Source organism: Nanobdella aerobiophila (genome assembly GCF_023169545.1).
Classification (GTDB): Archaea; Nanobdellota; Nanobdellia; order Nanobdellales; family Nanobdellaceae; genus Nanobdella; species Nanobdella aerobiophila.
In genome coordinates, this window is sequence record NZ_AP019769.1 from 480522 (window position 1) to 503134 (window position 22613).

The window sequence follows — 22613 nt, forward strand, 5'->3', positions numbered from 1 at the left end:
TATTTTAATATTTAATTAAAAATGGCTTATAATAAAAAATATGCAGACTGGGGAAAGAAGGTATGGATAGATATAATTGCACCTTCAAATATATTTAACGAAATTAAGCTTGGTGAAACACCCATAAACAAAGATAACATAGAAAATGTAGTTGGTAGAAAGTTAGATCTAAACTTAGCCTTTATATTAAATAATTTTAGATATCAGAATTTTAAGGCTATATTTAAAATAAATAAGATATCTGGAACAAAAGCGTATTCAGATTTAGTTGACATAATGCTATACCCAGCTTATATAAGAAGGGTAAGTAGAAAAGGAACCTCAAAGATAGAAGAATCTTTTGAAGCAAATACAAAAGATAATTATCTTATAAAGGTCAAACCACTTATAATAACAAAATATAAAGCACATAGAGAACAAAAAAATGAATTAAGGAAATCATTCAGAAAGTATCTTGAAGAAAAGATACCAACCCTAAATTATTATGAATTAATAGAAAAGATGATAAATTACGACCTACAAAATGAAGTAAAGCAAGTTCTAAATAAAATATTTCCAGTAAATAATATAGAGATACGAAGGATTACATACATTAAACAGGTTCAATTGGCAGAAAATAAATAGCTATTTTTTAATTTCTATTAAGAATCCTGTTAAATATTTTAATTCTTGGTGAGGGAATATAACCTTATGATCTAGAGCCTGCTGGAATCTATATAGTACTTCAAATCTCTTATTTTTTCTTCTAATTATTGTTCTTAATAAAGAATAAAACTTTTCTTCTTTCATATCCTGAGAGCATGAGAAAGTTATTAAATATCCTTCATCTATTAAATCTAAGGCTATAGAATTAATTAATATAGTACTTTTTATCCCCTTTATATAATTATCTGCTAATAGGTCCGGCGGATCCAATATTACTATATCAAATTTCTTATTTTCTCTATAAAATTCCTGTAAAACTTTATATGCATTTTCATTTATTATCTTATAATTATCTATACCATTTATTTTAATATTTTTTGATAGCAATTTAATAGAATTCTTATTTTTCTCTACAAAATATCTATATCCGGCATTTATTATTATACCAAAAGAACCAAGATAAGAAAATGCATCTAAAACCTCATCTCCATATATATTATTTATTATTTTCCTATTCTCTCTCTGGTCTAAAAACCAACCCGTCTTTTGACCACTTATAATATCTATATCAAAATTTTTACCTACCTCTTCTATTGTAGTTCTACTTTTATTATTATATAAAAATCTTTCAACAGGCATTAAAAAAGCCCTTTCTCTTTGCTTACCTACACTTTTCTCGTATATAGTAATATTCTTTCCAAATATTTCAATTAATACTTCTTTTATTATATTAATATTTTTGTCTAAAAAGGCATTGGAATTCTGTAAAACAAATATATCATTAAATTTATCAATAATTAAACCTGATATAAAATCAGATTCTGAATATATCAATCTATAATGATCTTTATAATTTATTACATTTTCTCTATACTCCCTTGCTTTCTCTATTTTATCTTTTAATTCAGAATATAAATCAAAATCCTCATTATAAGACATTATTCTTAAATAATTATAATAATCTTTTGGATTAATAGCTCCCCATGCAACAAAATTATTATTATATTTTATCTTTACTAGTTCTCCAGGATTTACATCTATATTTTTTACCAAATTAGAAGAAAAGGTCTGTCTTCCTTTTTTTATTTCTCTATATATATAATTATTTATATTCAATTCATATTGCATATTCTATTGATAATATTAGATAATAGAAACCTGACTCTGTTTGGTTCATTTCTATAAGATCTTTACCAAATTGCAAATAATTATATGAAGTTATTGAGAATCCATATTTATTATAATAATAATAATCTAAATATTCTATATTATTAGCTGTATTAATATTCATATAATTAGTATCATTTGCTATATAAAGATAGTATATATTTGCTAAGAAATTCATCTCATCAAAACAAGATAAATTTTGTGGTAATTGTCCTTGGTAAGTATACTGCATTAATTGGTATTCTTGATTTATTAAATTACATTCATTATTTTTATTTATATTCTGCGTAATTGGTAAAAATTCTGACCAGCCCAATGCAGAATAATATCTCCAGTAAGAATAAGATATATTATTCAAGGATGAATTTGCAGCCTCCAATCTTGATATAACTTGATATTTAATTTCTTTACATTCATAATTACCATAACAACTATAACTAGTAACATTATTGTACAAAGAGTTTATATCATTAATTACTTGAGCTTCCGATATATTTATATTATTGCTAGAAACATGACTTTCAAAACACAAACTAGCCGCAGTGTAATAGTCGCCTCTAGATATATAATAACTGACATTTGTATCATTTATACCCGAACATATTTGGGACTCTATATTTTTTATCGTACTAGTATAAGATGCGGGAGGAGAATAGGTTTCATTTATAGTATAATTAAAGTATACATTTTCTAGATCCAATATAGTACTTATTGGTATTATATTACTATTATTATAATATGGAGCTACTAGATAAGGAAAGTACTGCAAGGTTGCATTTAATTTATAGCTAATCCCTGCCACAGGTGCTATTAGACCATTTGGCAACATAAAACCTGTTACAGGATAGTTGACTATAGGAGTTTCATTATTTAATGCTTCTAGAACCAATAATGTTAATCCCGCAGTTCCAGAAAAACCATCTGCAAATAAAACATCATTAGATGAGAAATAATAATTATAATTATTACAATTAATTGGATCTATGGAACAGTATGCATCTTTTGCATATAAATACGCTAAATTATATGGTTGTTGAAATATAGGAGGCACTGATTCATATACAGTACCATCTCCATTGGACACATATAAACTAAATTGAGTAATTTCACCAGACAAATTATTTGAATTATTTAGTACTGCAGGGATATAAACAGAATATATAGAACTAGAATTATAGTAAATATATCTGAAGCTTACTATATATACTAGTAAAGACAATATCACCAATAATCCTATGACCGCTATAATTATCTTGGATATATAACCAAATTTAAATTTCATTTATGAGATGTATCAAAAAAATTTATAAAGCATTCCAATACCTTAATATTTCTTTTTCTGATTTTTCTATCATACCTTCAATTTTCTTAAATTCTTCTTTAGAATATGATATCTGTTTTTTGAGGAAGAAATAATAATATTCTCCATTGTCAATTTTCAAGGTTTGATATCGAGAATTATTTGTAGGCGAATTTAAAATCTTCAAACCATTCTTATGATTTTTAATTATTTTATTAAGTACCAGTCCTAGTTGGTATTCAAATCTACTATATAAAGCTAAAACTATATATCCATTAGTACATTCTTTCTCAATTATTTTATTATCCATCATTTTTTCGGCCAAGTATAGATATATTAATACTTGATTTGATGCACTTTCAATTACTTCATTCAATTTTTCTATTATTGGTTTATCTTTATCTACATACAAGCTCTTTAACTCGTATAATTCAATACACTTATCAAAGGATATTATATCTGGTTTTCCTACTATTAGAGAGTATTTAACTGATCTAGCATCATAATAAGGTTTATAATATGCTAAATATATATTACCTACCCAATTTTTTAAATACCTAGCTTTATAAGTATTAAGAAGATAGTCATGAAACGTCTTATTTGAATCTACTATAAATACAGGCTTTCCTTTTAATAGATAATTAACTGGTATTGAAATATAAACTTTTTTACCATTTAATAAAATACTAGGCGACTTTTCCTTATTTGATTTAATATAATTGATCATATGATGATTATATTCAACAAATATTTTTTCTAAGTTTTTAGAACCGTCTCCAGTGGATACATCAAGAGGTTGACTTCCTATTTTATCTAATATATCATCGATCGTCTTTATAGACCACTGGTAATTATGCATTAATAGTAAATAGTAATAAAGGATATAAACCCGCCGTGGGTGGGATTTGAACCCACGTCCCCTTTCGGGGATATGGTCTCCAGCCATACCCCTTGGACCGCTCGGGCACCACGGCATCAATTATATTTTAATTCAATATCATATAATACATTAGAATATTTATATAAAAGTTGTATGAGATCATTGCTAGTTAAATTTACATTATTAGAATAGCATCTTGTACTTTGGTTAATATATAATATAGATTGATTACAAGATAGATTATATCTAACTCCAGATATATTCAATATAAATTGATTTGTGTATATTTCTGGTAATTGTATATCATTTAAATACAAATATAATGTATTGTTTGAATAATTTACTGTATAGTTATATGGGTTTGTATAAAAATTAAAATTCATAGAACCATATAATACCTTATGTAAATAATTATAATAATAATATAGTATTAATATAGTAGCTATTATGGCAAAAATTAGGATAATCCCATAGTATTTTTTCATACCTTTTTTATATCTAAAATTCTTTTTAAATTTTTTATGATAAAATAAATTCATGAAAAAAATAAAGGTATTTATAGAAAAATATAATCTTGAAAAAGAGATAGACTTTAATGGTAATAATATAAAAGAATTATTAAATATGCTAAATCTAGACCCATCAAGATTTTTAGTATTAAAAAATAATGAAATAGTAACTGAAGAGGATAATATAAATGAAGGAGATTATATAAAAATTCTAGATTCCGTATCGGGGGGATAAAATTTATATATAATAGAGGATTTATCATAACCTTATGTATGACCCTTATTATATAGATTATTATAATATTATAAAAAAATATGAAAATTTAGAAACAAAAGACTATAAAAAAATATTAATATCTGGAATGGGCGGTTCTGGAATAAATGGCGATTATATTATACCAATATTAAATAATAGAGAAGTATATGTACTAAAAGATTATTTTTTACCAGAATTTGTAGATGATGAATGGTTAAATATATTTATTTCTTACTCCGGGGATACAGAAGAAACTATAAGTTCTATGAATGATTCAATAAATAATAAATTTAATACTATAGCAATTTCTGCTGGAGGGGAGATGGAGAGGATAGCAAAAGAAAAAAATTTATATTATATCAAAATAGATAAAAATTTTCCAGCTACAAGATACACTTTTCCAATAATATTAGGAATTTTATTGTCAATATTAGATAAAAACAAATATTATGAATTACTAGATATATTAAAGGATTATAAAGAAAAATTGAGGGACCTATCTTTATATGTAGATGATATAAAAAATCCTATAATGATATATACTGATAAAAAACATGAATCTTTAGCTTTAGGATTGAAAATGCATTTAAATGAGGAGGCAAAATGGTTTACTCAATATGGAATCATATCTGAATATAATCATCATGATTTAGAAAGTATTAGTAAATTAAATATAGATTTTATATTATTAAAATTCAATTATTATCAGAGAATTGAATATAGAATAAATTATTTAAAAGATTTATTAGAACAATATGGAAATAATGTCTTATTATTTGATTTAAAATATAGAAATTTATTAGAAGAAATCGTATTAGGTACATTATCATTTAGAACATTTACATTAAAACTAGCAGAAAAATTAAATGTAGATCCATATCATAGTAAAAATATTGCTGGTTTAAAGGCATTTCTGAAAAATATTAAATAGTTTTTATTTTATATTGGTTTTCATATCTAAAGAATTATTAAATAGATAATATTAAACTTATACCTTTATATAAGTAGTTAATTAAATGTTGATTAATTTTTTATCAAAAAATTTTTATTATTCTTTACTATCTCTTAATAATATGAAATTATTAAATACTCATAATAATCTATAAATCGCGTTTAATTGAATATGAAATAAAAATACCTTTTATAAATTTTAGTAAATAGTTTTTATTAAACATAAAGTATAATTTATCTGCAAAAATATTATTGATACTTAATTTATTATATATATAATTTTTGTCTTTATATTAAAAATTTCCCTATAAGAAAGAAAATTTTTATAAAAAATTTCCTCATTGTAAATAAAATATGAATGCAAAAAATATAATGGATTTCTTCGAAGAGTATAATAATTTTAATCCTGAAATTATTGAAAGAGAATTAAAAATTGAAATAAATAGCAACTTTATAACTACAATAATAGGTCCAAGAAGGTCTGGTAAAACATATTATTTATTATATTTAAGAAAATTATTAAGAGATCCTTTATATTTAAATTTTGAAGATTCTAGATTAATAGATATAGATTATAAAGATTTAAGAAATGTAATAAGATTATTCAAAGAAAATTATTATGAACCGCATACATTGTTATTAGATGAAATACAGAATTTAAAAGGGTGGGAAATTATTATTAGAGAATTACATGATTTAAAAAAATATAATATTATTATTACAGGTTCTTCTTCTAAATTATTATCGAAAGAAGTTGCAACACAATTAAGAGGAAGAACTATAACTTATTTATTATTACCTTTTTCTTTTAGGGAATATATAAAGATAAAAAATATTGAAATAAATTTAAGGTCTTTAGAAAATATTTCTGATATAAAAAAATTATTGAAAGAATATTTAGAATATGGTGGATTTCCTGATGTAACATTTTCGGATAATAAAACAAAAATATTGAAAGAATATTCAGATTTAATATTATTTAGAGATTTTATAGAAAGATATAAAATAAAAAATTTAGAATTAGCCCGATTTTTACATAACTTTTTATTATCAAATTTTTCTGAAGAAATTTCAATAAATTCTATATACAATAAAATAAAAAGCATGAATATAATGTTATCAAAAAATACAATATATAACTATATAACAAAAATGGAAGATACAATTTATTTTTTCTTATTAGATAAATATTCAAATAAAATACATATTAGAAAAACTTGGCCAAAGAAAATATATATTTGTGATACAGGTTTATCAAAAACAATTAGATTTTCTGAAGATATTGGTAAATTAATGGAAAATATTATTTATTTAGAATTATTAAGAAAAACAAATATTAATCCATTATTAGAAATATATTATTTTAAAGATTATCAACAACATGAAATAGACTTTTTAGTTAAAGAAGGAAATAATATTAAACAATTAATACAAGTATCATATATTAATAATTATGATGAAATAGATAAAAGAGAAATAAGATCATTATTAAAAGGATATAATTTATTTAATAAACCAGAATTATTAATAATTACATGGGATTATGAGGATAATAAAATAATAGATAATATTAATATTAAATTTATACCTTTATATAAGTGGTTATTAAATATATGATTTTTTATAAATGCTTACCCCTTTAGGGGTAAGGATTTAATAAAATTTTTACCCATATAGTATTATGGATATTAAAGATTATTTTATAAATAAAAAGGAATATATAAAGAGATTAAAAATATATCCAAGAGAACTTAGTATAAATATAAATAAGGAATTTGTTTTTTCGATAATAGGTCCAAGAAGATCTGGTAAAACATATTTCCTATATGATTTGATATTAAATAAATTAAAATTAAGAGATGAAGATTACATTTTTATAAATTTTGAAGAAGAGGGGTTAGATTTTGATAAGGATAGAATTTATAATATAATAAAAAGTCACATTGAAATATATGAAAAAGAACCAGAATATTTATTTTTTGATGAAATACAAAATCTAAAAGATTGGGAAAAATTTATTTATACATTATATGAACAAAAGAAATATTATATATTTATTACAGGTTCTTCATCAAAATTATTATCAAAGGAAATTGCAACGCAATTTAGAGGAAGGAGTATAAGTTATATTATATTACCATTTAATTTTAAAGAAATATTATATATAAAGGGATTTGAAATAAAAAAATATTATACAATTAGTGAAAAAGGAAAAATTTTAAATATATTAAATAAATATTTACAATCTGGTGGATATCCGCAATTAATTTTAACAGATATAGATGAACAGGAATTTTTTAAATCATTAATAGATTCTATATTTTATAGAGATATCATAGAAAGATACAAGATAAAACAACAATATTTATTAGAACTAATTATAAAAATACTATCTTCTTCATTTTCTTCTCAATATTCGATAAATAAAATATACAATAGTTTAAAGTCATCCGGATTAAAAGTATCTAAAAAAACAGTATATAACTATATAAGATATTTGGAAAATGTTTTTCTAATTTTTTCTTTGAGACATTTTGATTTTTCAATCAAGAAAATGGAATTAGCAAATAAAAAATTATATTTTATTGATAATGGGATAATAAATTATTTATTAAATAATAGAATACCAAATAATATAGGAAGACTAATGGAAAATACTGTTTTTATTGAATTATATAAAAAATATAAAGAAAATGTTTATTATTTATATGGAAATAATTATGAAATAGACTTTTTAATTAAAGAAGGAAATAATATAAAACAATTAATACAAGTATCATATATTAATAATTATGATGAAATAGATAAAAGAGAAATAAGATCATTATTAAAAGGATATAAATTATTTAATAAACCAGAATTATTAATAATTACTTGGGATTATGAAGATACAAAAATTATAGACAATATTAATATTAAGTTTATACCTTTATATAAATGGTTATTAAATATATAATTTCTATTTGTTCATAACATCCTTTTATTATATATTGTAATATTTTATTTATCAGTGCGAAAATTTAATAAAAAGTTCGCACTAATAGATAATATGATTGCAGATATATTATTAAGTCAAAAATATTATATGGATAAAGTTATTAATAGTTCTAAATTCATCGAAAGAGAATTAAAATTAATAAATACAAAATTAGTAAAGGTAATAACTGGTATTAGAAGATCTGGAAAATCTTTATTTATTTATAATTATTTAAAAGATAAAAAATTTGCATATGTAAATTTTGATGATGATAGAATATTAAAATATAGTGCAGAAGAAATATATAAAGGACTATTACAAGCATATAATTTATTTGATATAATTTTATTTGATGAAATACAAAATTTAGAAAATTGGGAAATATTTGTTAATAGATTATATAATCAAGATTATGATATCTATATTACAGGTTCAAATTCAAAATTATTATCAAAAGAATTATCTACACATTTAACTGGTAGGGCAATTTCTTTTACATTATTTCCTTTTTCTTTTAGAGAATTTCTTAAGGCAAAAGAATTTAAAATAAATACCTATGAAGATTATGAAAGAATAAAAGGATTATTAAGAGAATATTTAGAATATGGAGGATTTCCAGAAATAGTTGTAAATAATGAAGATCCTCATATATATTTAAAGGAATTATATGATCGTATAATAAATGTTGACATAATATATAGGTATAAAATAAAATATTCTAAGACATTTAAAGATATTTCATATTATCTATTATCAAATATTTCAAATAATATAACTTATAATTCAATAAAAAAGAATTTTAATTTAGGTAGTGATCATACTGCCTCAAAATATTTATATTATTTGGAAGAATCATTTTTATTCATATTTTTAAATAATTTTTCATTTAAATTAAAAGAAATAAATAAATCTCCTAAAAAAGTATATACAATTGATACAGGTTTTTATACATCATTAGGATATAAAGTATTACCAGATAATATTGGAAAACTAATGGAGAATATTGTTGCAATTGAATTATTTAGAAGAAAAAGTTATTATAATAAAAATCTAGAAATATATTATTTTAAAGATTATCAACAACATGAAATAGACTTTTTAATTAAAGAAGGAAATAATATAAAACAATTAATACAAGTATCATATATTAATAATTATGATGAAATAGATAAAAGAGAAATAAGATCATTATTAAAAGGATATAATTTATTTAATAAACCTGAATTATTAATAATTACTTGGGATTATGAAGATACAAAAATTATAGATAATATTAATATTAAATTTATACCTTTATATAAATGGTTATTAAATAATTCTTACATAAAAATTATATAATACAATATACCAACTTTTATAAAAACTGGTATATTATAATATACTATGATTGATAAAGAGTTGGTGAAGAGATATATACTAGAATTCCAAAGTAAACCACCATCTAATATTAAAAAAAGAGAATTAAATATAACACCAATTAAAGGAAAAGCTATAAGTATAATAGGACCAAGAAGAGTTGGAAAAACATACTTCTTATTCTCATTAATTGATAATCCAGAAAGATATGTATATATAGATTTTGAAAATCCTATATTTGCAAATTTCAAGCCTGAAGATATAATAAATATAGCTGATATCTTTAAAGAATTATATCCAGATAAAGAACCCATATTTCTTTTAGATGAAGTACAGGTAATAGAAGATTGGGAAAGAGTAGTTAGATATTTATTATCTAAGAATTATTATGTATATATTACAGGTTCTTCATCAAAATTATTATCAAAGGAAATTGCAACACATTTAAGAGGTAGAACTATAACTTATAATATATTTAATTTAAGCTTTAGAGAATTCTTAAGATTTAAAGATATAAATTTTGAAGGTAAAGATTTTTATCTAAATTATAATAAAATAAAATCTCTATTAAATGAATATATAAAATATGGAGGATATCCTGAAATAGTATTAAACGAAGATAAACTAAAACTATTACAAGATTATTTAACTACGGTAGTAAGTAGGGATATTATTGATAGATATATGATAAAAAATGAAAAAATTATAAATGAAATTTTATATTTTGCTATTAATAATTATTCAAAATACATTTCATACAATTCTTTACACAAACTATTCAAACAATATGGCAAAAGTATTCATAAAATAACAATTATTAAATATTTATCATATTTCGAAGATTCTTTATTATTATTTTTACTAAAGAAATATTCTAAATCTATAAAAGAGATAATAGTATCACCTAAAAAAGTATATTTAATAGATACAGGATATGGAATATTTGGAAATAAAGATATCAGCAGGGATATGGAAAATATTATTTATTTAGAATTATTGAGAAAAACAAATATTAATCCATTATTAGAAATATATTATTTCAAAGATTATCAACAACATGAAATAGACTTTTTAGTAAAAGAAGGAAATAATATAAAACAATTAATACAAGTATCATATATAAATAATTATGATGAAATAGATAAAAGAGAAATAAGATCATTATTAAAAGGATATAATTTATTTAAAGAATATAATCCTGAATTATTAATAATTACTTGGGATTATGAAGATAATAAAATAATAGATAATATTAATATTAAGTTTATACCTTTATATAGGTGGTTATTAAATAATGATTAGTTTTTTAATAACTCTTATTTGTTATATTTTATAATAAAGATATTAAAAATTTTCTAAATCTATTATAATTGAGTATAAATGATTATTTTCCATTAAAAAATAAATTTTCTCCCGAGATCTCCATATTTTATGCTATAAGTAAATGAATAGCATCTTCTAAATTTATTCTATGATATAAAAATCTATATTTTTATAGGCATTAATTAATAATACAGATATATTATAGAAATATAAAATAAAAATGCTTAATATAAAAAATATTATAATATAAATAATTTAATATTTTATATTTAATAACTCTAAAGTTATTTAATTAAATTTTTATTGATTATATTTATAATTATAATACTACTAAAAATATATATTATTATTGTACAATATAGTGAACAAAATTTATATTTTTTGTACACTATAATATATATAATGAATATAAGTGAAGTATTGATAAGACAAAAGAATGAATTAAATTATATTTATTCACAAGAATTATTAGATAGAGAATATCATATTGATATAAATACAGATATTATAAAAGTAATAACTGGTATTAGAAGATCTGGTAAAAGTACTTTAGCATTATTATCATTAAAAGATAAAAATTTTGGATATGTAAATTTTGATGAAAGAGAATTAATTAATTTTAATTCAACAGATATAGAAAAAGGGATAAAAGAAATATATGGAGATACAAATATTTTATTTTTAGACGAGATACAAAATTATGATAAATGGGAACTATGGGTAAATTCTTTATATAGAAGAGGATATAATATAACTATTACAGGATCTAATTCAAAATTATTATCAAAAGAATTATCTACACATTTAACTGGTAGATATGTATCAATTGAGATTTTTCCATTTTCTTTTAAGGAAATATTAAATTATAAAAAAATTAATTTAAAAGATATAGAAATTGATAAAGAAAAAAAGGGAAAAATATTAAATATATTAAGAAATTATTTAGATACTGGAGGATTTCCTGAAGTAATTGTAAAAAATTTTGGAAAAGATTATATTAAAACATTATTTGATAGCATAATATATAAAGACGTTTTATATAGATATAAAATAAGAAATATTGAAAAATTACATGATTTAGCAAGATATTTAATATTTATATCATCTAATAGATTTACAATAAACAAATTATATAATATATTAAATTTTAATAGTAAAGTAACAGTAGAAAGATACATAGAATACTTAAAAGAAGCATACTTGATCTTTACACTAAGATATTTTTCATATAAAGAAAAAGAAAGAGTAAAATATCCTAAAAAAATATATATAATAGATAATGGATTTATAACAGCATTATCAGATAATTATTCAATAAGTAGATTAATGGAAAATACTGTTTTTATTGAATTATATAAAAAATATAAAGAAAATTTTTATTATTTATATGGAAATAATTATGAAATAGACTTTTTAATTAAAGAAGGAAATAATATAAAACAATTAATACAAGTATCATATATTAATAATTATGATGAAATAGATAAAAGAGAAATAAGATCATTAATTAAAGGATATAATTTATTTAAAGAATATAATCCTGAATTATTAATAATTACTTGGGATTATGAGGATACAAAAATTATAGATAATGTAAATATTAAATTTATACCTTTATATAAATGGTTATTAAATATATAAAAATAATAAATTCCCAATAAATAAATTTTTTATTATTTTATATATAGAACAAATTACAATTGTTATTGTAAATGATATCTATAATAGGACCTGAAAACATATTGTTTATATAAAAAACAAGATTTTATATTATTAAAATTCAATTATTATCAGAGAATTGAATATAGAATAAATTATTTAAAAGATTTATTAGAACAATATGGAAATATATTTCTGTTTAAAGGCATTTTTGAAAAATATTAAATAGTTCTAGAAAATCTTCCATATCCCATTCGCTTTTGCGAATATTTTTTCGCCATTATATAAATTCCCTTCCACAAATACAATTGAACTACCTTTTCTAATTATTCTTCCATTTATATAAAATTTATTGCCTTTTGCTTCTTCTAAAAAATCTATATTCAGATTTACTGTTACCTGATTAGCTTTATCATTAAATATTCTTACTAATAAACCAAGAAAAGCGTCGAATAATAATTCTACAAAACCCCCAAACAAAAAGCCACCCTTCCTATAAAAATAATCTTTACCATCAAAAGATATTATTATTTCATTTTCTTTAAGTTCTTCTAAATTAAATTCTAAACCTAATTTTTTTAATATTGGTATTTCTTCATATATTCTATTTATTTTAGTTCTAACTATACTAATATCCATATAATTCATCTAAATTCTATAAAATATATAAATCTAATGTTCATAGGTTTATAGAGGAATTTAAACTAGATTTTTAATAAAAAATTATTCTACTAAATTCATTAACTTATCATATAATTTCTTGGTATCTACTTCTCCTATTTTTCTTTTACTTAAATCAATGTTATAATATTTAATTGCATCATTAACAACACTATTTAAATCATTTACCAATCCTTTAATTCTTTCTGTAGCATTTTCTAGCGAATTTTTTAAGAATCTATCAAAATATATTGGTGCCAAACTCAAACCAATTAAATAACAAATATCTTTTGTCTTTATTTTTATATTTTCTAACAAATATTCTACTAAAAATTTATTATCATCAAAATTATTGAACATATTTTCTTTATTAAATATATATCTGTGACTAATTAATATATTTTCTATTTCATCAATTCGAAATTCATTAATTAATAATAATACAATACTAGTCAATATACTAAAGAAATCTGTAATAGTTTCTCTATTGAAATATCCATAATATTTTTCTAATTCATTTAATTTTCCATAATCAATATCTTTAAATCCAAATATTTTCCTAAAGAATAATTCATTTACTATTGGTAAATAATTTATATCTAATAGATTTAAGTATTCTGATAAAAGATTATGGAACATTTCATGTATAAATACATGAATATATCTATTAATTAGATGGTAAACTTGTTCTTTTATTCTTATAATATTATTGAAAAATGGATTTTTTGATATGTATATAACATATATCTTTAAATCATTATCTATATATCTCAAAGCTGATCCGCCTTCATAATACATTCCCTTAGATCTTCTATCATAATATATCTCCTTCAAATATTTTTTTATAAAAAAGGAATCGGTATTATTTATTATAAATATATATTCGTTATTTTCTAAATTTCTTGTAGCTGATCTTGTTATTTCTATGCTCTTTCTTATCAAAAATATTTCCTTTTCATCAAATGTATTTGAAACAAAAATATTTTTGTATATAGGAAAGAAGAGCTTCATAAAATAATAATTATCATAAAAAGTTAAAGATTTTTTAGAAAAATTGAAGTTAAATTTTAATTTATATCTTACAAATATATTATATATAAACAAAAGAGTGCTATCAAAAAATAATTTTTGTATATTTTGAAAAATTTACTAAATATAAAATTTATTTAAAATATTTTAATATGAGAATATTACTAAAATTTATATCATTACAAGATGCTAAATATGAAATAATTAATAATTATATTATTCAAGGTTTTATATATAATTTACTAAAAGATACTGAATTTGCATGGGTACATTCATATAAGGGATATAAATATTTTAATTTTTCAAATATATTTCCTGTAGAAGATCTAAAAATAGATAAAAAATATAATTTAATTATTTCTTCACCAAATAAAAAAATAATAAATGTAATGTATGAAAAATTAAAGGAAATAGATGAATTTAAACTAGGGATTTTAGATTTTAAAATAATTGAATTAAAAAAATTTGAATTAGAACTAAGATTTCCATGGGAAACTGCTACTCCAATTATATTAAAGAAAGGATATAATGGATATTTATCGGATGGTTTTAATTTATATAAAGTATTCACAAAAGATAAAAATATATTTAAAGAATTCAAAAAAGAAAAAATAAGGATTAATAAAGATATTAAAGATATAAAAGTAAAAGATATAGATTATCTTGATAAAAATAAATTTAGAATTATTAGAATAGATGATGTTTATTATAGCTTCGAAAAAGATTTAGATAATTTTTTTGATTGGTTAGAAGATTTAAAGAAAAATTCTTTATTAAAATATAATTCTTATACAGGTTCTGAATTTACTTTTGATGAACCATTATTCGATGAATTTGAATATAGAAGAGAAATACCTGTAAAGGCAAGGGTAAAAAATAGAGGAGATGTTACATATATTGGAACTTTATGGAGAAAATTAAATGTTATAAGAAATTTAGATAGAGAAGAAAAAAGATTTTATAAATTTTTATTTGATACTGGTTTAGGATTACTTAATTCTATGGGATTTGGATTCATTAATTTGAAATAATTATATTTCATCACTCCAGCATATCATTCTGTAGGAACAATATTTACAATATTGTTTTTTTATTACTTTTGGTGGTTTATCGGATTTTAATATTTCTTTAATGTTCTTAACCATCTCTTCTATTTTCTTTTCATCTTCTTTAGATAATTCTATATATTCTTCTTTGCTTTCTTCAGGTATTATTAATTTTCCTTTTACATTCAAGCCCTTTCTATTTAAATAATATAAGTAATATTTTAATTGCCATAATGATGCTTCTTTAAATGAGGAAGACTTTTTAATTTCATAGATTAATACAAAATCTCTATATCTTTTCATAATATCTGGAGATATATCTTCAATTATTAATTTCTTTTGATATTTATATTTTTCTTTATAAAATAATTCTATATATTTTCCGATTAGCACCAGATCTGATTCATGTTCCATAGTTATTTTATGATGATAAAACCATAATTTCCTAGGACAAATAATAAAATAATAAATATAATTACCTTTCATTAATACATTCTTAATAAATATCTTTCCAATTCTTCTGTACCAATTATAGACTTTTTTCCTAATATAACAGTTCTTTCTTCTAATTCTATTTCAATATTCTTAGTTTTAATAAAAGCTGTCAGATTTCTTTTGAATATTTCGGAATATTCTATGGGAACTCTAATTATAAAAGGATTCCTTCTTATTAATTCAGCATGAGTCTCTTCTAATAAACCTTTTTTATTTCTATCCTTTCTTCCATAAATAAAGAAATGAAAAGATACCTTCTTGCTATTTTTATTTTCCCCATAAATTATTTTTCTAAATATATATTCTTTAAATGATTTAAATGCCAAAATTTCTCTAATTGGTCTTTTATATTTTACAGACCAACCTTCTGATAATATTTCTATCAATAATGTTCCTAAAGAAAATAATTTATCAGATTCTATAATATTTATATGATATATTTCTGGTAAATTTAGTTTTTTATATACATCATATGTGATTTTCTTGAATATAACTAATATATCAATATCTTTTGGATTTTCTTTTCCTCTAGTTATAGATCCGAATATTATAATATCTTCTATATTTTCATCTAATATTTTATGTAACTCTTCTATAATTTTATTTATCATCTTTTATCATATCCTTTATTTTTGTAGCCCATTCTTTTAATGAACTTGCTTCTGAAGGTGTAATATTCCTATAATAAGCGCTAATGTATATTTCATATATACTTTGGTATATATCTGAAAGTTCTTTACAAACTTTGTCTATTATTTTTTTAGAATTTAAATATATTTTTCTTTCATCATGGTTTTTTACTGTTATATTATATTTTTTATATAAATAATAATCTATCATTCTGAATATTGCTTTAGCATATAATACAGCAGATGCTGTATACCAACCTTTCTGATAATCGAACTCTGCAGGTTCTAATAATTCTTCCCATGGTTCCATGAATATATTATAAAATTTAAATTATATAAGAATATCCATGGTTACAATAGTTAACGAAATTATATATTTAATTTCAACATGGTTAATTATTATACCAAAGAAACATTTATAATCTTTTAAATCTATAATATAAAATGTCCATTTCTCAAAATATTGATTTAAGTAACTTAAACGATTCTTACTATTATAGATTATTATATAATTTATTAGGCCATATGCTACAAAATAAAAAAATTAAAGATGTTGATAGATTATTAGAAATATTAAAAGATGAAATAGAGAAAACTATTAAGGAAGATTTTAGAGCATCCATATTAGTTACTTCTGTTTCAAAAGAAGAAGGTAGAAATTTTTATTTACCAGGAGAATCATTGTTATCTGAGGATGAAGTAAAAGAAATAATAGATGATTTAGATGGAATTTATATATATAACAATAAAAGAATATTTTTATTCAAAATAAAAAATAGTAGAGTATTTGAAAATTATAAAAAAGAAATTATAGCTACTATGAAAAAAATTTATAATGAAAAGAAAAATCAAATTGATGAAGGAATAGATTTTAAAAGATTATTGGAAAAAGTAAATGCTCAAAAGATAAAAAAATTATATTTATCAAGTAGTGACCGTAATAATAAAAAAAGTAGTGGTAAGGCTTATTCAAATATAGCGCTCTTCTTAATATTAAATGATTTTATCTTATATATTTTAAAATATATCAACAAATATTCTAATGTAAAAAGTGATGATGAATTATTAATTCAGCTATTAAATAGAGATGAAAATATATTATATGTACCAGCAGTTTTTACTGTTTTAGGAAGTGAAAAAAAGAGAAAATATTATATTAATAACTTAGTAGATTTTATTTTTAAATTCTATCCAGAAGAAAAAACAAAAGTAAGCGAATATTCAATTATCGGAAGTTTTTTATTTTCTTTTTATATAATAGATAAAGATTTTAGAGATAAAGTTCTAGGATTATTAGATAAATTCTTATATTATTTAATTTTTAAAGAATATATAAATTGGGCTATTTTATCTCAAATGATCTCTATATTTTATGATTATAATTCTAAGAAATTTATAAGAAATAATAAAAAACCTATCTCAATAAAGGGAATAAAGTTCTTCATCATGATGGATTTAAAAAAATATTTCCATTGGGCATATGAAACTGGAAAAACAATAATAAAAGAAAGTCCTACAAACGGAAAAGATTATATAGAAGAAATAATAAAAAATATAAGAAAAGAAGAATTACCAGGTAGATTTAAAGATGAACTATATAATTCTTTATATAAAATAACTGAAAAAATAAAGAAAGAAAAAGGAAATCCTAACTTTAATTTAGAAATAGATAAAGATATAATTGAAAAAAATCATTATGGAGACGAATTTTATAAATTGAAATCAGCTATTATGGCTGGATTTATTAATTCATTAAGTTATAAATCTGAAGAGGCCAATACAAATAATAATATATCATGATGAAGACAGTACAAATATCTATATTGGCTAGAGTATACGGAAATGTAAATGCGGATGAGAATATAGGAAATAGAATAACATTAAAGAAATTTTATAGTTCAGAAGGAGAAGTATTGCCATTTGTTTCAGCTAGAGCGATAAAATATTCAATAAGAGAAGCATTAAAAAACTCTGAATTTAAGACAGATCCATTTGTAAATGAAAGAACAGTGCTTGCAGATTCTGGAGATCCTATAACTTATGTAGATAATGATTTGTTTGGATTTATGGTTCCAGTTAAGAGAGAAAAAAGTGGAAAGGGAGAATCTATTAAGAGACAAGCACCAGTAGCCATATCATATTTTAAAGCATTAAAAAATACACCTATTAGTACAGAATTTGGTGCTAAATTTCCTAAAGAGGGGGATTCGAATCCAACACCATTTGAAGTAGAAGTTTCTGACTTTATAGGAAAATTAAACGTGTTAATATATGATTATATTGGAAAATTTAAAGAACAAGAATTAAAAAATGTAAAAAATAAAGAAAATTTAGAAAAAAATGGAGATTTTTATGTATTAAAAAAAGAGGAAAGAGAAAAAAGATTAGGAAAATTCTTAGAAATATTATTGACTCCCAAATATGTTTTACCAAGAAGGTCGAATTCATTAAATATACCAGAATATATAATAGCCATTATAGTATTAAATAAGAAAGGTGTATTACCCATATACCAGTATTTAGATTATGTTATTAAAGATGGTAAAATTGAGATAAATAAGGAAAAATTTGAAAAATTAGAGTCTCTATGTAAAAATAGTGAAAGTGAATTATATATAATAGATTATGAAAACATATTAAATGAAAATATAGAGAATAAAATAGACGTAAATACTGTAATTCAAAAAATAAAAGAACATTTACTATGAAAGCTCTTGCTTTTAGGATTTCTTTTTTTGAATCTTTATTTACAGTTCATTATACTAAAGCATTTAAATTATCTTATCCAACACTTTTACCCATTACTGTTTTTGGTCTTTTAGGAAATATATGTGGATATGATAGGGGAGAAATAGTTGAAAAACTTGGAAATTTTTATTTTGGATCTACATTTATAAAAGGAGATCCTACAGAAGAAAATATAACTTTTATACAATTTAAGAATGAAGGAAAAGGTAAATATAGAAGTGGAGTTGTAAAAACTCAAGTATACAGTAATTCTGAACATATAATCGTAGTAGCTGGGGAAGAAAATGAACTAAGAAGGAAGATAATAGATAAAATAAGAAAAATAGATTTAGATACTATAAAAGATGAATATGGAGAATGGAAGATAATAAGAACTATTAGATATCCATACGGTGGACAAAATGATTTTTTTGCAAAAGATATACGAATTTTAGATAAACTTTTAGAAGTAGAAAAAGATAATATAGTCAGAGGTTACGTCGTTTCTTCATTAATCAAATCGATAAATAAAGATACAAATATAGAAATATTACCTGCAAGATACAAAAATAGGTTAGAATATTTTATATTTGTTAAAAAGGGATATGTAGAATTGAAAGAACCTATAGATTCTGTATTAAAGATTCCTTTATATAAAATAAAAGACTTTGCCATATACAAGAATGTGCAAATCCCATCCTTATAAATATTTATCTCAACATATTCAAGAGATAAATTATATTTTTTATAAATTATTAGATTTTTATGATATAAAAATAAATGAAAAAGAAAAGAAGCTTTTTGAATATGTCATAAAGTATCATGATATAGGAAAATGTAGAGAAGAATTTCAAGAATATATAAAAAATATTGAAGAAAATAAAAAAGTATCTTCTCCGGGTAGTCATTCTTTATGGTCTATAGAAAAAATAGAAGAATTACTTAAGAAAAATAGTTTCTGGAATAAAGATAAAGAATTTGTTAAAGAATATGATATATTGATATCTTATCTAATTGCGAAACATCATTCTAATTTAACATTAGAGTTTCCAAAAAATATAAAGAAGCAATTAGCAAAGCTAATATTAATAATGAAGAATACAAATAAAGTTGATGAAAAAACTATAACAATTCTATATGATCATATTGAATTGTACTATAAGTTATATTTTATACGCAATTTTTCAAGTATGGATGATATAATAAAAATTGCAGATTTATATGGTATATTTAAGATAGCCGATGTATTATCTGCAAAAAATGGACTTAATGATATCGATAAATTAACTAAAAGAATAGAAATAAAAAGAGAAGATATAAAAAAGATTATTAAACATAAATTAGACGAAAAAAGATGGCTAGTTCAAAATAAGTTGTCAGAATATGATTATTTATTTTTGAGAGCTCCAACAGGATGGGGGAAAACAACAACTTCATTATTTTTTGCAATGAATAAAAATTATAGAAAGATATTCATAACTTTACCTACAATTACATCTATTAAAAAATTTTATGATAGTTTGACAAAAATATTCAATAAAGATGAAGTAGGCATGTATTTTTATTTCTATGACGCATTATTAAATATTAATGATGAAATTGATGAAAGAATAAATTCATTATTTTATATTCAAAATTTATATTCTCCAATTAATATAACTACTGTTGATCAAATATTGTTATCCTTCCTACAAGCAGGAAAATACTTTTTAAAAAGATTAAATTTAAGGAAATCCATGTTAATTATTGATGAAGTACACTTATTAACTCCACAAATGATCTTTTTATTAAAAAAATTTATACAATATTTAGTACCAATTTACGATATAAAATTATTATTAATGTCTGCTACATTTCCCAGGGGTTTAAAAGAATATCTGCTTGAAGGTTTGCCTAATAATAATGTAAAATTTGGTGCAATAGATATATATGGTATATGGGATAAAGGATATTATGATGAGTATTATTATAATAGAAAAAGATTCGAATTATTTATTGAAGATAATGATATATTAGAAAATATTGATTTTATTATTAAAGAAAATAAAGATAATAAAAGTATCTTGGTAATTACTAATACTGTAGAAAAAGCTGTAGCTATATATAAAAAATTAAGGGATGATTATAATACAAAAAATATATTATTATTGCATTCTAGATATATGTTTAAAGATAGAGAAGATAAAGAAAATAAAATAGATAAAATAATAAATAAGAAAGGAATATTAATTTCTACTCAAATTTCGGAAGTTTCTTTAGATATAGATTTCGATATATTATTTACAGAAATGGCCCCTATATCTTCATTAGTCCAAAGGTTTGGAAGAGTAAATAGATATGGACTGAAAACAGATGCAAAAGTATATGTATTTTATCCTTTAGAGATAAAGGAGATGAAAGGAGATGAGAGAAAAATATATCCATATAATATAGAAGAAATAAAAAAATCTAAGGAAATATTAAAAAAATTAATGGATGAAAGAAATTTAAGTGAAGGAAATTTGATAAATATAATAGATAGAGAATATAATATAAACTTTTATAAAGATTTAATTAATAATGAAGGAATAGAAAAATTATATAGAGACCTTTTTGAGATTAGAAATGAAAAGTCTACATTATGGTTCTTCTCTAGTATATATGAAGAAGATGGCAGAAAATTATTAGAATTTAGGGATAATATTACAACTTTAATTATACCTTATGGCGAGCTATTATTTAATAAAGAGAAAGATCTATATAACAAAATAATAAATAATTTAATAAATAAATATGAATCATTAAGAAATACAGGTTCTTATGAAGACTGGGTTAAATTTTTTGCGAAAGCAAAATTATATTCTGTACCAGTACCAATTTGGGTATTTGTCAATAGTAAAGAAAATGATGAAAAATACGGATTTCCAATAATAGAAGAACTACCAGAAGGAATAAATTATAAGTATTCTTCAGAATATGGTTTTATAAACTTAGATAAATTAAAAAAGTATGGGATTTAAATCGA

At 21.1% G+C, this 22613-nt stretch carries 22 protein-coding genes and 1 tRNA gene; 13 read left to right on the forward strand and 10 right to left on the reverse strand.

Annotated features, from left to right (window positions below):
- Nucleotides 1-21 precede the first annotated feature (21 nt).
- Complete coding sequence (locus MJ2HA_RS02765; RefSeq protein ID WP_258393024.1) at nucleotides 22-624, forward strand: eS1 family ribosomal protein; 603 nt, start codon at nucleotides 22-24, stop codon at nucleotides 622-624.
- Here the strand turns inward: MJ2HA_RS02765 and MJ2HA_RS02770 are convergent, their stop codons facing one another.
- The 5 genes from MJ2HA_RS02770 to MJ2HA_RS02790 all read right to left on the reverse strand — a co-directional run bounded on the left by MJ2HA_RS02770 (nucleotide 625) and on the right by MJ2HA_RS02790 (nucleotide 4477).
- On the reverse strand, nucleotides 625-1773 hold the full coding sequence (locus MJ2HA_RS02770; protein ID WP_258393025.1) for a class I SAM-dependent rRNA methyltransferase: 1149 nt from the start codon (nucleotides 1771-1773) through the stop codon (nucleotides 625-627). It lies immediately after the preceding gene.
- A complete protein-coding gene (locus tag MJ2HA_RS02775; RefSeq protein ID WP_258393026.1) occupies nucleotides 1763-3094 on the reverse strand; it encodes a hypothetical protein in 1332 nt (443 codons plus the stop codon). Before MJ2HA_RS02775 ends, MJ2HA_RS02770 begins: the two co-directional genes overlap by 11 nt.
- Before the next feature lie 22 nt (nucleotides 3095-3116).
- Nucleotides 3117-3971, reverse strand: coding sequence for a hypothetical protein (locus tag MJ2HA_RS02780; RefSeq protein WP_258393027.1), 855 nt, complete (start codon nucleotides 3969-3971; stop codon nucleotides 3117-3119).
- A 31-nt stretch (nucleotides 3972-4002) separates the two neighbouring features.
- Nucleotides 4003-4086: transfer RNA gene (locus MJ2HA_RS02785), tRNA-Ser, on the reverse strand.
- Between the two features lies 1 nt (nucleotide 4087).
- Nucleotides 4088-4477, reverse strand: a complete 390-nt coding sequence (locus MJ2HA_RS02790) for a hypothetical protein (RefSeq protein WP_258393028.1) — start codon at nucleotides 4475-4477, stop codon at nucleotides 4088-4090.
- A gap of 52 nt (nucleotides 4478-4529) precedes the next feature.
- On the opposite strand from MJ2HA_RS02790, the gene MJ2HA_RS02795 reads away from it, so the two are divergent.
- The 7 genes from MJ2HA_RS02795 (at nucleotide 4530) to MJ2HA_RS02825 (ending at nucleotide 13005) form a co-directional block, all read left to right on the forward strand.
- Nucleotides 4530-4736, forward strand: coding sequence for a MoaD/ThiS family protein (locus tag MJ2HA_RS02795; protein WP_258393029.1), 207 nt, complete (start codon nucleotides 4530-4532; stop codon nucleotides 4734-4736).
- Between the two features lie 34 nt (nucleotides 4737-4770).
- Nucleotides 4771-5688 (forward strand): SIS domain-containing protein, encoded by a 918-nt coding sequence (locus tag MJ2HA_RS02800; protein WP_258393030.1) that lies wholly within the window; start codon nucleotides 4771-4773, stop codon nucleotides 5686-5688.
- Between the two features lie 374 nt (nucleotides 5689-6062).
- On the forward strand, nucleotides 6063-7325 hold the full coding sequence (locus tag MJ2HA_RS02805; RefSeq protein WP_258393031.1) for an ATP-binding protein: 1263 nt from the start codon (nucleotides 6063-6065) through the stop codon (nucleotides 7323-7325).
- Between the two features lie 64 nt (nucleotides 7326-7389).
- Nucleotides 7390-8664 (forward strand): ATP-binding protein, encoded by a 1275-nt coding sequence (locus MJ2HA_RS02810; protein ID WP_258393032.1) that lies wholly within the window; start codon nucleotides 7390-7392, stop codon nucleotides 8662-8664.
- Between the two features lie 93 nt (nucleotides 8665-8757).
- The gene (locus MJ2HA_RS02815) at nucleotides 8758-10023 is read left to right on the forward strand and encodes an ATP-binding protein (protein WP_258393033.1); all 1266 of its coding nucleotides are present in this window, start codon (nucleotides 8758-8760) and stop codon (nucleotides 10021-10023) included.
- 45 nt (nucleotides 10024-10068) lie between these two features.
- Complete coding sequence (locus MJ2HA_RS02820; RefSeq protein ID WP_258393034.1) at nucleotides 10069-11343, forward strand: ATP-binding protein; 1275 nt, start codon at nucleotides 10069-10071, stop codon at nucleotides 11341-11343.
- 423 nt (nucleotides 11344-11766) lie between these two features.
- Nucleotides 11767-13005 carry an ATP-binding protein gene (locus tag MJ2HA_RS02825; protein WP_258393035.1) on the forward strand — a complete coding sequence of 413 codons (1239 nt, stop codon included), beginning with the start codon at nucleotides 11767-11769 and terminating at the stop codon, nucleotides 13003-13005.
- 249 nt (nucleotides 13006-13254) lie between these two features.
- Here MJ2HA_RS02825 and MJ2HA_RS02830 read toward each other — a convergent pair whose 3' ends face one another.
- Nucleotides 13255-13662 carry a PaaI family thioesterase gene (locus MJ2HA_RS02830; RefSeq protein ID WP_258393036.1) on the reverse strand — a complete coding sequence of 136 codons (408 nt, stop codon included), beginning with the start codon at nucleotides 13660-13662 and terminating at the stop codon, nucleotides 13255-13257.
- An 84-nt stretch (nucleotides 13663-13746) separates the two neighbouring features.
- Nucleotides 13747-14694, reverse strand: a complete 948-nt coding sequence (locus MJ2HA_RS02835) for a hypothetical protein (RefSeq protein WP_258393037.1) — start codon at nucleotides 14692-14694, stop codon at nucleotides 13747-13749.
- Between the two features lie 170 nt (nucleotides 14695-14864).
- Between MJ2HA_RS02835 and MJ2HA_RS02840 the strand changes: the two genes are divergently transcribed.
- Nucleotides 14865-15743 (forward strand): CRISPR-associated endoribonuclease Cas6, encoded by an 879-nt coding sequence (locus MJ2HA_RS02840; protein ID WP_258393038.1) that lies wholly within the window; start codon nucleotides 14865-14867, stop codon nucleotides 15741-15743.
- Here MJ2HA_RS02840 and cas4 read toward each other — a convergent pair whose 3' ends face one another.
- The 3 genes from cas4 to MJ2HA_RS02855 are packed head-to-tail and all read right to left on the reverse strand — an operon-like array spanning nucleotide 15744 to nucleotide 17192.
- Nucleotides 15744-16244, reverse strand: coding sequence for a CRISPR-associated protein Cas4 (gene cas4, locus MJ2HA_RS02845; protein WP_258393039.1), 501 nt, complete (start codon nucleotides 16242-16244; stop codon nucleotides 15744-15746).
- A complete protein-coding gene (locus MJ2HA_RS02850; protein ID WP_258393040.1) occupies nucleotides 16244-16864 on the reverse strand; it encodes a nucleotidyltransferase domain-containing protein in 621 nt (206 codons plus the stop codon). Before MJ2HA_RS02850 ends, cas4 begins: the two co-directional genes overlap by 1 nt.
- Nucleotides 16854-17192, reverse strand: coding sequence for a hypothetical protein (locus MJ2HA_RS02855; RefSeq protein ID WP_258393041.1), 339 nt, complete (start codon nucleotides 17190-17192; stop codon nucleotides 16854-16856). The genes MJ2HA_RS02850 and MJ2HA_RS02855 overlap by 11 nt, the downstream gene beginning before the upstream one ends.
- A gap of 134 nt (nucleotides 17193-17326) precedes the next feature.
- Between MJ2HA_RS02855 and MJ2HA_RS02860 the strand changes: the two genes are divergently transcribed.
- The 4 genes from MJ2HA_RS02860 to cas3 are packed head-to-tail and all read left to right on the forward strand — an operon-like array spanning nucleotide 17327 to nucleotide 22608.
- Nucleotides 17327-18682 (forward strand): hypothetical protein, encoded by a 1356-nt coding sequence (locus tag MJ2HA_RS02860; protein ID WP_258393042.1) that lies wholly within the window; start codon nucleotides 17327-17329, stop codon nucleotides 18680-18682.
- On the forward strand, nucleotides 18679-19590 hold the full coding sequence (gene cas7i / locus MJ2HA_RS02865; RefSeq protein ID WP_258393043.1) for a type I-B CRISPR-associated protein Cas7/Cst2/DevR: 912 nt from the start codon (nucleotides 18679-18681) through the stop codon (nucleotides 19588-19590). The genes MJ2HA_RS02860 and cas7i overlap by 4 nt, the downstream gene beginning before the upstream one ends.
- Nucleotides 19587-20315, forward strand: a complete 729-nt coding sequence (gene cas5 / locus MJ2HA_RS02870; RefSeq protein ID WP_258393044.1) for a CRISPR-associated protein Cas5 — start codon at nucleotides 19587-19589, stop codon at nucleotides 20313-20315. Before cas7i ends, cas5 begins: the two co-directional genes overlap by 4 nt.
- Nucleotides 20293-22608 carry a CRISPR-associated helicase Cas3' gene (gene cas3, locus MJ2HA_RS02875; RefSeq protein WP_258393045.1) on the forward strand — a complete coding sequence of 772 codons (2316 nt, stop codon included), beginning with the start codon at nucleotides 20293-20295 and terminating at the stop codon, nucleotides 22606-22608. Before cas5 ends, cas3 begins: the two co-directional genes overlap by 23 nt.
- The last annotated feature ends 5 nt before the right edge of the window (nucleotides 22609-22613 follow it).

Excerpts from the sequence above, each read along its gene's own strand:
- MJ2HA_RS02765 (WP_258393024.1), top strand. The coding sequence starts at position 22 with ATGGCTTATAATAAAAAATATGCAGACTGGGGAAAGAAGGTATGGATA.
- MJ2HA_RS02770 (WP_258393025.1), bottom strand. The coding sequence starts at position 1,773 with ATGCAATATGAATTGAATATAAATAATTATATATATAGAGAAATAAAA.
- MJ2HA_RS02775 (WP_258393026.1), bottom strand. The coding sequence starts at position 3,094 with ATGAAATTTAAATTTGGTTATATATCCAAGATAATTATAGCGGTCATA.
- MJ2HA_RS02780 (WP_258393027.1), bottom strand. The coding sequence starts at position 3,971 with ATGCATAATTACCAGTGGTCTATAAAGACGATCGATGATATATTAGAT.
- MJ2HA_RS02790 (WP_258393028.1), bottom strand. The coding sequence starts at position 4,477 with ATGAAAAAATACTATGGGATTATCCTAATTTTTGCCATAATAGCTACT.
- MJ2HA_RS02795 (WP_258393029.1), top strand. The coding sequence starts at position 4,530 with ATGAAAAAAATAAAGGTATTTATAGAAAAATATAATCTTGAAAAAGAG.
- MJ2HA_RS02800 (WP_258393030.1), top strand. The coding sequence starts at position 4,771 with ATGTATGACCCTTATTATATAGATTATTATAATATTATAAAAAAATAT.
- MJ2HA_RS02805 (WP_258393031.1), top strand. The coding sequence starts at position 6,063 with ATGAATGCAAAAAATATAATGGATTTCTTCGAAGAGTATAATAATTTT.
- MJ2HA_RS02810 (WP_258393032.1), top strand. The coding sequence starts at position 7,390 with ATGGATATTAAAGATTATTTTATAAATAAAAAGGAATATATAAAGAGA.
- MJ2HA_RS02815 (WP_258393033.1), top strand. The coding sequence starts at position 8,758 with ATGATTGCAGATATATTATTAAGTCAAAAATATTATATGGATAAAGTT.
- MJ2HA_RS02820 (WP_258393034.1), top strand. The coding sequence starts at position 10,069 with ATGATTGATAAAGAGTTGGTGAAGAGATATATACTAGAATTCCAAAGT.
- MJ2HA_RS02825 (WP_258393035.1), top strand. The coding sequence starts at position 11,767 with ATGAATATAAGTGAAGTATTGATAAGACAAAAGAATGAATTAAATTAT.
- MJ2HA_RS02830 (WP_258393036.1), bottom strand. The coding sequence starts at position 13,662 with ATGGATATTAGTATAGTTAGAACTAAAATAAATAGAATATATGAAGAA.
- MJ2HA_RS02835 (WP_258393037.1), bottom strand. The coding sequence starts at position 14,694 with ATGAAGCTCTTCTTTCCTATATACAAAAATATTTTTGTTTCAAATACA.
- MJ2HA_RS02840 (WP_258393038.1), top strand. The coding sequence starts at position 14,865 with ATGAGAATATTACTAAAATTTATATCATTACAAGATGCTAAATATGAA.
- cas4 (WP_258393039.1), bottom strand. The coding sequence starts at position 16,244 with ATGAAAGGTAATTATATTTATTATTTTATTATTTGTCCTAGGAAATTA.
- MJ2HA_RS02850 (WP_258393040.1), bottom strand. The coding sequence starts at position 16,864 with ATGATAAATAAAATTATAGAAGAGTTACATAAAATATTAGATGAAAAT.
- MJ2HA_RS02855 (WP_258393041.1), bottom strand. The coding sequence starts at position 17,192 with ATGGAACCATGGGAAGAATTATTAGAACCTGCAGAGTTCGATTATCAG.
- MJ2HA_RS02860 (WP_258393042.1), top strand. The coding sequence starts at position 17,327 with ATGTCCATTTCTCAAAATATTGATTTAAGTAACTTAAACGATTCTTAC.
- cas7i (WP_258393043.1), top strand. The coding sequence starts at position 18,679 with ATGATGAAGACAGTACAAATATCTATATTGGCTAGAGTATACGGAAAT.
- cas5 (WP_258393044.1), top strand. The coding sequence starts at position 19,587 with ATGAAAGCTCTTGCTTTTAGGATTTCTTTTTTTGAATCTTTATTTACA.
- cas3 (WP_258393045.1), top strand. The coding sequence starts at position 20,293 with ATGTGCAAATCCCATCCTTATAAATATTTATCTCAACATATTCAAGAG.